The sequence below is a fragment of the Gottfriedia acidiceleris genome (assembly GCF_050457485.1).
GTDB classification, from domain to species: Bacteria; Bacillota; Bacilli; order Bacillales; family Bacillaceae_G; genus Gottfriedia; species Gottfriedia acidiceleris_D.
Map to the genome: position 1 here is coordinate 126,083 of NZ_JBCMJM010000010.1, position 14,043 is coordinate 140,125.

Annotated in this window: 12 protein-coding genes, 1 pseudogene, 1 riboswitch and 2 other annotated features; of the genes and pseudogenes, 9 read left to right on the forward strand and 4 right to left on the reverse strand. The window is 32.4% G+C overall.

Features of this window, described 5'->3' with window-relative positions; genetic code table 11:
• Positions 1–151: 151 nt before the first annotated feature.
• Together ABEY15_RS12130 and ABEY15_RS12135 are read left to right on the forward strand one after the other, a co-directional pair.
• On the forward strand, positions 152–1,114 hold the full coding sequence (locus ABEY15_RS12130; protein ID WP_429890328.1) for an NAD(P)H-dependent glycerol-3-phosphate dehydrogenase: 963 nt from the start codon (positions 152–154) through the stop codon (positions 1,112–1,114).
• A 166-nt stretch (positions 1,115–1,280) separates the two neighbouring features.
• Positions 1,281–1,382, forward strand: a riboswitch (purine riboswitch).
• A 275-nt stretch (positions 1,383–1,657) separates the two neighbouring features.
• A pseudogene (locus ABEY15_RS12135) lies at positions 1,658–2,416 on the forward strand (5'-methylthioadenosine/S-adenosylhomocysteine nucleosidase); the annotation flags it as partial.
• 106 nt (positions 2,417–2,522) lie between these two features.
• Here the strand turns inward: ABEY15_RS12135 and ABEY15_RS12140 are convergent.
• Entirely contained in the window at positions 2,523–3,101 is a 579-nt protein-coding gene (locus tag ABEY15_RS12140; protein WP_429890329.1) for a metalloregulator ArsR/SmtB family transcription factor, read from the reverse strand.
• Between the two features lie 489 nt (positions 3,102–3,590).
• Between ABEY15_RS12140 and ABEY15_RS12145 the strand changes: the two genes are divergently transcribed.
• The 3 genes from ABEY15_RS12145 to ABEY15_RS12155 all read left to right on the forward strand — a co-directional run bounded on the left by ABEY15_RS12145 (position 3,591) and on the right by ABEY15_RS12155 (position 6,420).
• Positions 3,591–4,868, forward strand: coding sequence for an MDR family MFS transporter (locus ABEY15_RS12145; protein ID WP_429890330.1), 1,278 nt, complete (start codon positions 3,591–3,593; stop codon positions 4,866–4,868).
• Between the two features lie 123 nt (positions 4,869–4,991).
• On the forward strand, positions 4,992–5,696 hold the full coding sequence (locus ABEY15_RS12150; protein ID WP_429890331.1) for a hypothetical protein: 705 nt from the start codon (positions 4,992–4,994) through the stop codon (positions 5,694–5,696).
• Positions 5,697–5,898: 202 nt separating this feature from the next.
• Positions 5,899–6,420 carry an N-acetyltransferase family protein gene (locus ABEY15_RS12155; RefSeq protein WP_429890332.1) on the forward strand — a complete coding sequence of 174 codons (522 nt, stop codon included), beginning with the start codon at positions 5,899–5,901 and terminating at the stop codon, positions 6,418–6,420.
• 146 nt (positions 6,421–6,566) lie between these two features.
• Here ABEY15_RS12155 and ABEY15_RS12160 read toward each other — a convergent pair whose 3' ends face one another.
• Positions 6,567–7,052 carry a GNAT family N-acetyltransferase gene (locus tag ABEY15_RS12160; RefSeq protein ID WP_429890333.1) on the reverse strand — a complete coding sequence of 162 codons (486 nt, stop codon included), beginning with the start codon at positions 7,050–7,052 and terminating at the stop codon, positions 6,567–6,569.
• 189 nt (positions 7,053–7,241) lie between these two features.
• Positions 7,242–7,473, forward strand: a binding site (T-box leader).
• 45 nt (positions 7,474–7,518) lie between these two features.
• Positions 7,519–7,745: a binding site (T-box leader), on the forward strand.
• A gap of 59 nt (positions 7,746–7,804) precedes the next feature.
• Between ABEY15_RS12160 and ABEY15_RS12165 the strand changes: the two genes are divergently transcribed.
• Complete coding sequence (locus tag ABEY15_RS12165) at positions 7,805–9,133, forward strand: amino acid permease (RefSeq protein WP_429890334.1); 1,329 nt, start codon at positions 7,805–7,807, stop codon at positions 9,131–9,133.
• Positions 9,134–9,181: 48 nt separating this feature from the next.
• Here the strand turns inward: ABEY15_RS12165 and ABEY15_RS12170 are convergent, their stop codons facing one another.
• A complete protein-coding gene (locus ABEY15_RS12170) occupies positions 9,182–9,922 on the reverse strand; it encodes an MBL fold metallo-hydrolase (RefSeq protein WP_429890335.1) in 741 nt (246 codons plus the stop codon).
• 119 nt (positions 9,923–10,041) lie between these two features.
• On the reverse strand, positions 10,042–10,617 hold the full coding sequence (locus tag ABEY15_RS12175; protein WP_069034668.1) for a TetR/AcrR family transcriptional regulator: 576 nt from the start codon (positions 10,615–10,617) through the stop codon (positions 10,042–10,044).
• Between the two features lie 310 nt (positions 10,618–10,927).
• On the opposite strand from ABEY15_RS12175, the gene ABEY15_RS12180 reads away from it, so the two are divergent.
• From ABEY15_RS12180 to ABEY15_RS12190, 3 genes are all read left to right on the forward strand, one after another.
• On the forward strand, positions 10,928–12,139 hold the full coding sequence (locus tag ABEY15_RS12180) for a multidrug efflux MFS transporter (RefSeq protein ID WP_429890336.1): 1,212 nt from the start codon (positions 10,928–10,930) through the stop codon (positions 12,137–12,139).
• Between the two features lie 126 nt (positions 12,140–12,265).
• Positions 12,266–13,138: an AraC family transcriptional regulator gene (locus ABEY15_RS12185; RefSeq protein WP_429890337.1), complete on the forward strand. Its 873-nt coding sequence runs from the start codon at positions 12,266–12,268 to the stop codon at positions 13,136–13,138.
• Between the two features lie 403 nt (positions 13,139–13,541).
• Complete coding sequence (locus tag ABEY15_RS12190) at positions 13,542–13,958, forward strand: GNAT family N-acetyltransferase (protein ID WP_429890338.1); 417 nt, start codon at positions 13,542–13,544, stop codon at positions 13,956–13,958.
• Positions 13,959–14,043 lie beyond the last annotated feature (85 nt).

Genomic DNA, 14,043 nt, shown 5'->3' on the forward strand with positions numbered 1-14,043 from the left:
CAGTAACAACCGACTTTAATTAAGAGTCTAATTGATAAACTAATTTTTCAGCAATTCGAAGAAGTCTAATAGGTTACCTAATTAGACTTCTTATTTGTTTTTTTGTTTAGTCGAGTTACTCGATAATAAATTTTGGAAGGAAGAGTAATATATGAATGTATCTGTCTTAGGATGCGGTAGATGGGGAACTTTTTTAGCTTGGTACGCTAATCGAGTTGGCCACGATGTAATTTTATGGGGAAGAGAAAGCTCTAGAAATTTTATAGGCTTAAATCAGACAAGAAAAAATGACTATTTAAGTCTACCAGATGAAATTGAGTTAACGAGCTCTTTAGAAGGTGCATTATCATTTGCAGAAGTTATTATTATATCAATTAGTTCCCAAGAGCTAAGAACATTTGCAAACCGCTTAAGTCAATATAATGAAATACAAGGTAAAACTTTTATCCTCTGTATGAAAGGCATAGAATCTACTACTGGAAAAAGGCTTACACAAGTCTTTTGTGAAGAGGTTGGGAAAAATAGCAATGTAGCGGTTTGGGTAGGACCTGGCCATGTACAGGATTTTGTAAGAAATATACCAAATTGCATGGTTATTGGTTCGGAGAATATTGAAGTAACAAAACAGATTGCTAAAGCATTTAACAGCGAGTTAATACGATTTTATTACGGCCAAGATTTAATTGGTAATGAAATTGGAGCTGCAACAAAAAATGTCATGGGAATAGCTGCAGGAATGCTAGATGGATTGAATTATAGTAGTTTAAAAGGCTCATTGATGGCTAGGGGTACTAGAGAAATTTCTCGTTTAATAAGAGCGATGGGTGGAAATGATCTAACAATTTACGGTTTAGGTCATTTAGGAGACTATGAGGCAACACTCTTTTCAGCGCATAGTCATAATCGAAAGTTTGGACAGGCATTTGTTGAAGGCAAACCGTTCGATAAATTAGCGGAAGGGGTTTCTACAATTAAGGCTTTAAAGGAACTTTCTGATCAGTATAATGTTGAGCTACCAATTTGTAACGCATTGTTTGAAATTATGTATGAACATAAAAATGCGAAAGACACTTTAGAGGAACTATTTTTAAGACCAATAAAATTTGAATTCTAAAAAATGAAATTTTATTTCGGTTGTTTCAGAAAAAAACAACAGTACCATTGTTTTACATAAGTTAAATCTAATAACCCTCTTAAAATACGAACATTGTTATATATTTTATAAAAAAAGTTCATGTTTTATATTGAAAATATATTTCAAGTTTGATATATTAGCAGTGTAATCATTCATAAACATTACTCGTATATGCTCAGTAATATGGTCTGAGCGTTTCTACCTGGTTCCCAATAAGAACTAGACTACGGGTTAAAGTATAATTGGTTTCATTTTTTGTAACCAATCATGATGGTTAGCATTAAATTTTATTTATTGCTGATCTATACTTTAACTTTCGTAGGTCTAGAAGGTAGAGATTGTTCTACTTTTTCTAGACCATTTTTTTTGACTAAAACATCGAGTGTGATCATCATCAAGGGGGAAAAGACATTGTTAAAAAAATACGGTTTATTAGGAATCATTTCTACACTATTAATCTCTGTATCTGTAGGTTATAACTTTAAATCGAACACGGCAGAAGCGAAAACTAAACATCTTAAACCAATTATTATTGAAGGACCAATGCCAATTGAGGCTGAAAAGTTTGCAAGTCAGCTAAAAAATGTAAAAGTTGAAAAATCAGGTAGTTTCGTATTTTACAAAGGTACTTTAGATAATTATCCAGTTATTGTAGCAAAAACAGGTAAAGGTATGGAAAACACTGCTGCTGCTACAGCGATTGCAATTGAAAAATATAAACCAATCGCAATTATTAACCAAGGTACATCTGGTGGCCATGATGCAAATTTAAATGTTTTTGATATCGTATTAGGTAAAAATACAACGAATATTGGTTCTTTAAAAACAGAAACGAAAGACGAAAACCAAGGCATTGATGCAACTCAGTGGAAACCAATGGACTTAATGGCTTCAGAAGGTAGTGCAGGTGAAGATCCAAATGCTGAAAAACCACGTTTTTATGAAGGAAATAAAGATTTATTAGCAGCTGCAAATGCAGTGAAAAACAAATATACTAAAGGTAAGGTTGTAGAAGGTACAATCGGATCTGCAGACGTTTGGAACAATGAAGTTGATCGCATTAAATGGTTCCATACTAAATACGGAACTTCAGTAGAAGAAATGGAAGGCGCAGCTGCAGCTCAAATCTCTCAAGCATATAATGTAGCTTTCTTAGGAATTCGCGTATTATCAAACAATAAAACAAATGGCGGTAAATATGATCCAACTACAGCTGATGCTTGTCAGGGGTATGTAATGGAAGTAGTTAAGAAATATATTTCTACAAATCCAAGTAAATAATTATTTAAAAAAAGAGATATTTTAAAGTATCTCTTTTTCTTTTTTAGGTTCTGTTCATAGATTTTATTTTACCTAAATGCTACTTTTTCTCTTCTTTTTTACCTATTTATTTTAACCACCATAATTCAACTGGATTTAATTCATACTGATTATTTTCGCGATACATGTATTGACACATAATGAGCTCTCGTCTCAAAGTAGCGTAATCTTCATGAAACTCCTTCAAATATTCATTGATTTCTTTTTCTTGATAAACTCTACCAAATTCTAAGCCTTTAATCATATGCGCTAAAACGACAAGCTTTTTCTTTCGCTGTGCAGGATAAATTTTAAGTTTGCCTTCCTTAGTAAAGAAATTATTGATAATACTTGAACGTTCACTTTCAGTAACTGACATTTCCATATTGGAATCTCCTCCTGTTCCTACTGTAAAAATTGCTTTGGCATTCATTTCTAAAATTTTTGTATTTAGAGAGAAATAGATTGTATTTTTATCTCGGCGCTCTTTAATCAGACCAACCTCTCTAAGCTTTGACATATGATGTGTAATTGTTGGGGGTTTAAGATTTAATTTACTGGCAATTTCTTGCCCACTTAAATGACCTTGCTGAAGTAAAGCAATAATGCGTACACGAGTAAGATCACCTAAAGCTTTATGGAAATCTACAATTTTACTTAATTGCACTTAATATACACCTACTTTTATATTTATCTAATTAGATAATAGTCTAATTAGAGATTCGTTTCAATAAGTAGTATTCACGATAAATAAATTTAGTTATTTTTTACTAAAATGTATAGTTAAAATAGATACAAAATTTTGTTGGGCAGTATGTGAAAGAATCAGGAATCTTACTATTTTACTTCGATTGCACTAAGGGAAAGAAATGTGGTGAAAATAGTGAGGCTGCTATCTTATATGAACTAGGATCATTACAAAACAATACTTATACAGGTTTTTAAAACAAGTCAAATTGGTTTGCTTAGGCATTCCAATTTTTCTCATTTATATAGGGAAAAAGTATTAGGCTTGCATATTGGCATATTCGGTAATAACTGCTATGCTAATTATGTGAAAAATTTAAAAAGGGGGAATTTTCATGCAAATAATTGAAGTATCTGGTACAAGTTTAAAGCGAAGGGGATTCAATAGATAAAGAGAGGTTGTAAGAGCATGGGGATACTTAGTTTTCACAAAAATATAAAAATTAGATTGCTTGAATCGTTCTTAAGTTCGTCAATTGGAAGTATGGTTTTTCCATTTATGGCGATTTATTTATCTAAGCATTTTGGGGTAAAACAAGCAGGATTACTTTTGCTTGTAAATGTATTTATAGGCATTATTATGAACTTTTTTGGCGGATATTTTTCGGATCAGTTTGGCCGAAAAAAAACGATGGTGTTTGCAGAAACTATTCGGTTAATCGCGTTTATTACGATGATGCTTTGTAATTCACCTTGGTTTTCATCACCTCTGATTACATTCTTTATGATGACTTTAAATAGTATTTGTTGGGGGCTAGCAGGGCCAGCTAATCAGGCAATGTTAATAGATGTGAGTAAGCCAGAGGAACGAAAGTTAATGTACTCAATCATGTACTGGTCGAACAATTTATCAATTGCAATTGGTGGCATGCTTGGAGGATTTTTATTTAAATCATATTTATTTGAACTATTATTAGCACTATCGATTGCTTCACTTGTTACATGGGTCTTAATTACGTTCTTTGTTGAAGAAAGTTTAGTTACTGAAAAGACGGAAACAAAGACGATTGCTCATCATGCGCAAAAAATGATTTCAAATTATCGTGACGTTTTTCAAGATAAGCTCTTTATTCTTTATGTACTGGCAGGTTTGCTAGTGCTTTCAATGGAATTCCAATTAACAAATTATATAAGTATTCGTTTAGCGAATGATTTCCACACACAACATTTATTGAACTGGACATTTGGTGGAATCGAGATGAATGGTTTCCTACGTACAGAAAATACGATACTAGTAGTCGTAATGGCACTTTTCGCTTCTAAAATTGTAGGGAAATTGGATGATCGAAAAACGTTAATTTGGAGTTGTATTGCTTTTGTTGGTGGATATGCAGTGATTTCATATAGTAACTCTATTTGGCTATTATTTATAGCAATGTTCATAGCAACAGTTGCGGAAGTATTAAGAGTACCAGTTCAACAAAACTATATGGCTAATTTACCAGCTGACGAAACAAGGAGTTCCTATATGGCAGTTGCAGGTTTAACATTTAATCTAGCGATGTTTATCTGCTCAATAACTGTTTCACTAAGTGCATACTTATCGAATTTCGCGACATCATTCTTTTTAACAAGTTTAGGTGTAATCGGTATTCTAATATTTGTTCGAATTACCCCTGCATTAGAAAGAAGAATTAAAGGTGAAATAGTGCAGGAACAGGCAAATACAGCTGGAATAAATTCTTAATTTACAGAGAGTTGCTTTATGCGACTCTCTTTTTTTTTGTGGAGAAGATGAATAGGTAAATCCTATAGCTTAAGGTTATATTTTCCATATTAGGACACTTTAATTGGTAAAGGTGGTGTCTCGATGAACCGAGGTTTAATCATTGTTTTAATCAGTACTTTTACATTTTTTACTTGTTCATCCGTAAGTGCGCGACAAGCGGAACGAGTAGTGATGAATGGGATCCCAAGTGATGTGTGGCAGGAAAATATCTATTTAATCGCTGACCGAATAGATGGGAAAGAATACCGGAATTTTGATGTTCAAATTGGAAATGAAGGATTTTTATATCACTTTCCAACATGGAAAAGTGGGAAGTATGGAACGAAAATGTTTAGTGAAGATTTAAATAAAGATAAACAAAATGAGGCTATTATCGTATTGGATAATTTCAATGATCCGATTCATTTAATGCAAATTAGTACTAACGAAGACAAAAGTGAAGAATATAAGGAAGTGCCAATTGAATCGGTGCCTGAAGCCGTTAAACGTCTTGTAGAAATGGAGAAAAAAGGGGATATAGTAACCATAACAACTAAACAAAAAACTTATAAAGTTAATTTGAAATCGTTAGGGTTTAAAGATACGTCTTCTGACGATAGTGTATATACCCACGTACCAGTGGACTATATTGTTGAGAAGAAAAAACTAGTTGCCGATGCTGTCGTAATGATTTCAAATAATGGCGGAGGAGCGATTGGAAATTTGAAGCTTTTTTATGATTGGAACGGAAAGAAATATGAGGTTCAGACGATTTCTTTTGAGAAGTATAATCGGAAAAGATCGTAAAGAGCACCAGTGGAGGTGCTTTTTTTTTTTGTTAAGAATAGAGAATCACAATTAAAAATAGAGATTCGCAATTTAATTAGTTTAATTAGGAAATTAACTACTTTTTATGTCACTACAAGGAAAATTCAAGAAAAATTGAAGGACTTTTCGTCACTTTGAAAGTATATATATTTTTAAAAAAGAGTGATGCGAGGTGGAAGATTTGATTATAAGGAAAGCTACAATGTCAGATGCAAAAGGCATCGCTAAAGTTCACGTTGATAGTTGGAAAACTACTTATCGAAATATAATTCCTAACGAGTTTTTAGAGAAGTTGTCATATGAACAGAGAGAAAAATTGTGGAATCATAATCTTTCAAAAGATGGGGATTATGTAGTTGTTGCTGAAAATAATGACGGGGAAATTATAGGCTTTGCAGATTGTGGAAAAAGAGAGAGGAATCAAGTCGATCACTCTGGTGACTTAACATCTATTTATCTTCTTGAGGAACATCAAGGTAAAGGAGTAGGTAAGCAATTAATGAAACAATTATTCCTTCAGTTTCAAAAATGGGGGTATAATCGGGTATTCGTTGAGGTTTTAGAAGACAATAAAACGCGCTTTTTCTATGAATATTATGGTGCTGAGTTATTGAAATCAGATAAGATTACATTTTCAGGAACTGAATTGAATTTACTTATTTATGAGTGGGCAAATGTAAATGAAGTATTAACTAAATTGTAATCAATCGAATTTTATTATTGAACAAAACACAATAAAACTAACGATTTTAAGAATAGTTCGTAGTTTTCATATTATTTTGCAGTATAAAATTGAGTCATAATGTCTTTATAAATATCAAAAAAAACTGTAATAAAGTAATAGCCTTATTACAGTTTTTTAATCATGTTATACCATTTTACTCCACCATGTGTTGAGCTAGAAATACCGTTATTGATGAAGTCATGGTTTTCATAAAAATGAATTAAATTTTCTTTACATGTAAGAGTTATTGAATCACGTTTATTTTCTTTTGAAACTTTTTCGATATGAGAAAGCAATTTTGATGCGATCCCTTTATTTTGGTTTTGTGGAGCAACTGCTATGCCTAGGATACTTTGATGGCCACCAGTAGATGGATTTTTTTTAATTTCGATAAATAAATCATCTGTAATGAAAGTCTCATTTATAACAGGACCGTTTACTAAACCAACTAATTTACCATTTTCCTCAGCTACAAAAAAACTATCGGGAATTAATTTAATGCGTTTTTCGAATGCCTGTTTTGTTGCTGCCTCTTCTTTTGAAAAACAAAGATGTTCAATTTCTACCAGTTCAGTTAAATCTTCCAATCTTACATTTCGTATGTTTAGCATGATTTGATTCCCTCCATTTTTCTTAATTATATTATATTAATTTCTTAGCTTACAAACTATTTAAACTAGCATTTTGTAAAGTTGTTGAACAAAATGGTATAAAAAGATGTTGACAGAATTATGAAATAACCCCTATAATACAAAACATATTAAAAAAAGAAACAAGCTACTAATGTTAGATTAATATAGTTTTAAGCAATGAAGGGAATTTAAGTAGTACTTATCTCAATGTAATAGAGAGCTGATGGTTGGTGGAAATCAGTACAAAGATAAGGATGAATTTCGGTCCTGGAGCTATTTTTTTCGAAGTAAAGTTTAATCTTTACTGAGGGAAAAACGGTCAAATTTGATCGTTATCAAATTCTTAAGAGGCAGAATATTTCTGCAACTAGGGTGGTACCGCGAATAATTCGTCCCTACTGATACAATCAGTAGGGACTTTTTTATTAGTTTAAAACTGAATATAGAAAATGCAATGAAGGGAATACAGTAATGTTTGTTTCACTGTTTAAGAGAGCTGGTGGATGGTGTGAATCAGTACAAAAACAAGCATGAATTACAATCCTGGAGCTTCTTTTTCGAAGTAAAGGTCGACATTTACTTTGAAAAAGACGGTCATCGATCGTTAAATAAAACAAGTGGCAGATTTAATTCTGCAATTAGGGTGGTACCACGGTGAAAATCGTCCCTGTCGTTAGTGGCAGGGGCGATTTTTTTTTATAAAATTACAAGCTAGAAAGAGGAGATAGAAAATGGAATTACAAAAAAATTTACTACCAAGACATATCCGTTTCATGGCACTCGGTGGAGCAATTGGCACAGGTATTTTTAAAGGAACATCAGAAACTGTATCGATTGCAGGACCAGCAGTTATTTTTTCATATTTGTTTGCTGGATTATTACTTCTTGTTGTGATGAGTGCGATTGCGGAAATGGCTATTGCGTTTCCAGGTTTGAATATGAAAGGATTTATTCGTAAAGCGTTTGGTACAAGAGTGTCTTTCGTAATTGGTTGGTTGTACTGTTTTATGTGGTTAGTTGTTTGTGTTATTGAAGTAATCGCAGCCGGTAGTTTTCTACAATATTGGTTTCCTTCAATGTCGTTATGGTCTTTAAGTTTAATTAGTGCAATTTTTATTGTGGCTGTTAATTTTATGAATGTGAAACGATATGGTGAAATAGAATTCTGGTTTGCAGGAATTAAAATTACAATGATTGTTTTATTTATTGCGTTAGGCGCTGGAATTTTATTTGGAATTATTCCAAGTGATCATAGCGATTATGTACAAAATTATGTTCAGCATAAGGGATTTTTCCCACATGGTTGGTCAGGAGTATTTTCTGCTTTATTAATAGTCATCTTTTCTTACGGTGGTTCAGAGCTAATTGGATTGACGTTAACAGAAACAAAAGACGCAGAAAAAGTAATACCAAAAGTTATAAAAGGGGTAATTTGGAGAATTGTTTTATTCTACACCCTTCCAATTCTGATTATTTGCGGATTAATTCCATGGAATGAAATTGGTAACCAGGAAAGTCCATTTGTTCAAGTTTTATCGACAGTAGGTTTTCAAGGTTCAGCTCATATAATGAACTTTGTATTAATTACGGCGGTATTATCTGCTGCAAATTCAGGTATTTACGGCTGTACACGTATGATGTATTCGTTAGCAACTGAAGGTGAAGCTCCAAAGGCTTTTGCAAAAATTTCTAAAAATGGTGTACCAATTTATACTGTTATTGTAAGTGCAATAATTTTAATTGGAGGCACATTTGTTGCTTATTTTTCTCCAGATCGTGTATTCGGTTATTTAATGGCGATTCCTGGATTTACTGTTTCATTAGTATGGATCAGCATTTGTTTAGCACAATTAAAACTTCGTAAAACTTATACTAAGATGCCACACTATAAAGTATGGGGATTTCCATACGTAACATCATTTACAGTAATTGCATTAGGTGTGAGCTGTGTAGCATTTGCATTCAGTGAAGAGAATAGATTAAGTATTTTTGTTTGCTTAGGAATGTTAGTTGTATTGATTTTATGTTCATTTATAAATGGTAAAAAACAAACTCAATAAACAAATAAAAAGGGCACCTTATTTGGTGCCCAAATTTACTACAATAAATTAATGATTATTAGCCAATGCTAAAAGCTGTTCATTTACATTTTCATTTACAACTCCACCATGGTAACAAATGATTGTTTCAATATCATATTTTGTTAATTGTTTAATGGATAAAAGAGCTGTTTCCATATCAGGTGTAGCATTTGGATTTGGACCCATAATTACGCCATCAGCTGCGACAACTGCATCACCTGCAATTAATGTCTTGCTTTTTTGATGATATAAACAAATGTGACCAGGAGTATGGCCAGGTGTAAAGATCACAGTGATTCCACCAGCATATGGTAAAACTTCTTCGTCAGATAAAGTTGTATTAACTTTAGCATTTAGTGGTGTATCATAGATTGCTTTTATTTTTTTTCCTATTTCTTCAGGGACAGATTCAATCATTTTTGCAATTCGTTCAGGATTTACTTTAATTAAAGCTTTATCACCTTCAATATATGGCTTGTCTTCTTTATGTGATAGCACTTCAATTTCTTGGTCAGCAGTTTTTAAAAGCTCAGCAAGGCTCCCGATATGATCAATGTCTTGATGTGTAAGAATGATTTTAGACAGCTTGTTAAACTCCAATCCCGCTTTTTCTATCGCTTCACGAATTTCCCCAGTTTGCCCTGGCATTCCTGTATCTACTAAGATCACTTCTTGTTCATCCCAAAGTAATGTTGGGTTAATAATATTTACCTGTCCTGTAAAGTTCATTTCTAATTCAATTGTTTCAATGCCTTTAGCTATTTTCATTCAAATGGTAAAAGCATTTATTGCCTTTACCACACCTCCCTTTGTTTTATGTGAGCACTAAACTAGACATCTAAAGAAAGTTGCCTAGTTTAGTGTTCACTTTTTTTTTTGCTACAAACTTATTCTACTTTTTGAGTTTTTGAAACAGAAGAAATAAAGTCATCAATCATAACGTCAAAGCTGTCATCTACATTTACAGGATGTTGGAAATATCCAAGGAAATTCATCGAGACAAATCCGTGTAAAATGCTTCTTAATGCCCGGCCTTGGTGAATTAATAAAGTAGGGTCCGTAATATAAAACTTTAGAATTTGATGAATAATTCCAGTTGTTTCCCTAGCAAGTCGTTTAACATCATCATTTTCCGTACTCGGGATATTCATAAAAAGTCCATAACCAGTTCTATTATCAAATGCAAAATCACGGTATACATAAGCAATTTCTCTAATCGCTTGTTCACCACTTTTACCGACTAATCGTTGCATTAAAGTCGAATTTAATTTATTTAAAAGTGAAATCGTCATTTTCAATTTTAAATCGTCCATATTCGCAAAATGGTTATATAAAGATGGATATTTAATATCCAGCTTCTCTGCAATTTTTGGAAAAGTAACTTGATTAAGTCCGATTTCATTAGCCAATGAAAAAGCCACTTCAATAATTTTTTCTTTTGTTAAATTTCTTTTTTGAACCATTTTTTTGCTCCCGTCTCATGTTTAAGTAAATTGTTTTTTTAAGAATATTTAGGCTGATTTCCACTACCAATCAACTTATGTCCTTAAAGATACAATACCTAAATACAAAGTATTTTTAAAGAGAGACTATATTACTGAAAATAGTTTAACACTTCTGATGATAATTAGTAAACTATATAATATAATTTACAAACTATAAAATATAGTTTAGTGTTATGTGTATATTAAAACTTATTGTTATTTTTTATTTGTCTCATTCTCGAGACTTTTTTATATTGATTTTATTTTTATCAAAAAGGAGGGGGAAATCATGTTATTGTGGAAGAGAAATTTGATTGTTTGTTGGTTTGGAATGTTTGTAACAAGTATTGGGATGAGCCAACTTGGTCCAGTATTACCCCTGTATATTGATAAACTTGGTGTTCATAATTCTGCATTAATTAGTCAATTTTCAGGGATTGCTTTTGGGGTAACTTTTATTATTTCAGCCATTTTTTCTCCTATTTGGGGTTTGGCAGCGGATAAGTTTGGACGAAAACCAATGCTGCTAAGAGCAAGTCTTGGTATGTCAATTATTATTTTTTGTATGGGTTTCGCACATAATGTCTATATTTTAATTGGTTTAAGACTTTTACAAGGTGTCATTACCGGTTACGGTACAGCTTGTACAACTTTAATCGCAACGCAAACAGATAAAGAGCATGCGGGATCGGCATTAGGTACACTTTCAACTGCAAGTATAGCAGGTTCATTACTTGGTCCGATGATTGGTGGTTATATTGGAGAGACTGTAGGCTTACAAAATGTGTTTTTTGTAACAGGTGGACTTATGATGGTTGCGTTTGTTACAACAGCATTATTTGTAAAAGAATCATTTACTCGCCAAGATAAAAAAGTGCTTAAGTTTAAGGAAATATGGAGTATTATTCCGGATAAAAGCTTAATGATCACAATGTTCATTACTTTTTTTGTTTTAACAATTGCGCTTTATTCGATTGAACCAGTTATTACTGTCTACATTTCGCAGCTATCTGCTCATTCTACACATGTTGCATTGTTAGCGGGTATGGCATTTTCAGCATCAGGATTGGCAAGCATTATTGCTGCTCCGAGGTTAGGTAAGATTTCAGATCGAATTGGTCCACATAAAGTTATATTCGTTGCACTAATTGTTTCAGGTCTAATGGTTATTCCCCAAGCATTTGTAAAAAACGCTTGGGAATTGATGGGACTACGATTTATTTTAGGTTTGGCAACAGCGGGCTTAACCCCGTCTGTTAATACGTTAGTTAGACGAATTACACCAGATGCTATTACCGGTCGAGTATTTGGATTTAATATGTCAGCTGGCTATTTAGGTGTATTTGTCGGTTCCATTTTAGGTGGGCAAATTGGAGCATATTTAGGTGTGAAATACGTATTTTTTGTTACAAGTGCATTATTGCTACTTAATGCAATTTTGGTTTATCTTAAAGTTAATAAGAAATTGAATGTAAAAGACGATTTTAAATTATCGATGTGAAAGTTATAATTTTTGGGAGCTACTTAATGTGGCTCCCTTTAATAATAGTACCCTACATAACTTAGCAAGAAATGTCGGATTGGTTAATTTCGTTCCTGTTATTCTATTGAAGAAGGAGGTTATAAAATGGATTTGTTAAAGAATATGAATGATGCACTAGTATATATTGAAGAAAATCTGACAAGTGAGATCGACTATAAAGAGCTTTCTAGACGGGCTTTTTGTTCTGAGTATCACTTTAAAAGAATGTTTTCGTTTCTTGCTGGAATTTCTCTTTCAGAATATATACGTCGCCGCCGTCTTACCGTTGCAGCATTTGAACTTAAAGATCATAACAAGAAAATAATTGATATTGCTTTAAAATACGGATACAATTCTCCGGATTCCTTTACGAGAGCCTTTCAAAACTTGCATGGAATTACTCCGTCAGAAGCTAGAAATAACGGCAAATCGCTCAAAGCATTTCCACGAATGACCTTCCAATTATCAATTAAAGGGGGAAATGAAATGAATTATCGTATTGAAGAAAAGGAAGCATTTCAAATCGTAGGGATAAAAAAGAGAGTTCCGATTATTTTTAATGGAGTTAATCCGGAAATTGCATCGATGTGGAAAACTTTAACGATGGAAAAAATAACGAAACTAAAAGCACTCTCCAATGTTGAACCGAATGGCATAATAAGTGCATCAACAAATTTTTCTGAAGGTAGAATGGAAGAAAAAGGAGAGCTTGATCATTATATTGGTGTTGCCACTTCAAATGACTGTCCAAAAGAATTCATTCAACTTGAAGTTTCTGCATCTACATGGGCAGTTTTCGAAGCAATTGGAAAATTTCCAGATGCATTGCAAGAAGTATGGGGACGAATTTATTCAGAATGGTTTCCATCTTCTAATTACCATCAAGTAGAAGGTCCCGAAATATTGTGGAATGAACAGAAAGACATCACATCACCTACTTTTAAGAGCGAAATATGGATACCAGTCTCTAAAAAATAAAAAAAGAAAGAGACATACGCTCTTTCAGGTTTCTGAATTATTGTTATTAAAGTGATCTAGTTTATCTGAAATACTTTTAAGAATTTGATTTTTCTCTTGTTGAATTTTTAGGAATTTTAATAGAAACCAAACCATAAAAACAAAAGGTGCTAAGTAAAACAAGATCGGTAGGATTGAAAATAGAGGAAAAAACACGTTATGCATATTAATTTCACTCCTTTTGGAAGATTATACCATAAGATTTAAATTGAAACCTTCTAATTATTGAAGGTTTTTTTATTTATAACTTATTCAGTTAGATTCTTGGTTAAGAATGATTTTAAAAGGAAAATAGCGTTATTTAGAGAATGTACTATTAATTAAGAAATGCTATAAGTCGAATATAATAGTAGGAGAAATAAAAATGAAAATAGTAAAACAATGGGTACAAGAGGATAGTGATTTTATTAGAAAGAAATTAATTGAATTTAATGCTAAAAACCTTCCTGATGAGAGGAAAGCACCGTCTGAAAATATAAGCTTTGTCGTTCGAAATGATCAAGAGGAAATAGTAGGTGGAATTACAGGAAGGATGTTTTGGCACCATTTATCTATAGATTTCTTATGGGTGTCAGAGGAATATAGACATGAAGGTTTTGGTAGTCAGCTAATCAATCAAATGGAAGAATTTGCAATCGAAAATCGATGTCGCCTTATTAAAGTAGATACTTTTAGTTTTCAAGCTCCAAAATTTTATAAGAAGCATGGTTTTAAAGTGTTTGGAGTAATTGAGAATCATCCAAAAGGGTATAATCAATATTATTTTGAAAAAAGATTATAAGAGACAAACTAAATTTTTGACGGCATGAAGTTGCTTTTGCAGCTTATTTTTTTAGCTAATAAACTTAAATGGAATGATTAATTAA

Excerpts from the sequence above, each read along its gene's own strand:
- ABEY15_RS12130 (WP_429890328.1), top strand. The coding sequence starts at position 152 with ATGAATGTATCTGTCTTAGGATGCGGTAGATGGGGAACTTTTTTAGCT.
- ABEY15_RS12145 (WP_429890330.1), top strand. The coding sequence starts at position 3,591 with ATGGGGATACTTAGTTTTCACAAAAATATAAAAATTAGATTGCTTGAA.
- ABEY15_RS12150 (WP_429890331.1), top strand. The coding sequence starts at position 4,992 with ATGAACCGAGGTTTAATCATTGTTTTAATCAGTACTTTTACATTTTTT.
- ABEY15_RS12160 (WP_429890333.1), bottom strand. The coding sequence starts at position 7,052 with ATGCTAAACATACGAAATGTAAGATTGGAAGATTTAACTGAACTGGTA.
- ABEY15_RS12165 (WP_429890334.1), top strand. The coding sequence starts at position 7,805 with ATGGAATTACAAAAAAATTTACTACCAAGACATATCCGTTTCATGGCA.
- ABEY15_RS12170 (WP_429890335.1), bottom strand. The coding sequence starts at position 9,922 with ATGAAAATAGCTAAAGGCATTGAAACAATTGAATTAGAAATGAACTTT.
- ABEY15_RS12175 (WP_069034668.1), bottom strand. The coding sequence starts at position 10,617 with ATGGTTCAAAAAAGAAATTTAACAAAAGAAAAAATTATTGAAGTGGCT.
- ABEY15_RS12180 (WP_429890336.1), top strand. The coding sequence starts at position 10,928 with ATGTTATTGTGGAAGAGAAATTTGATTGTTTGTTGGTTTGGAATGTTT.
- ABEY15_RS12185 (WP_429890337.1), top strand. The coding sequence starts at position 12,266 with ATGGATTTGTTAAAGAATATGAATGATGCACTAGTATATATTGAAGAA.
- ABEY15_RS12190 (WP_429890338.1), top strand. The coding sequence starts at position 13,542 with ATGAAAATAGTAAAACAATGGGTACAAGAGGATAGTGATTTTATTAGA.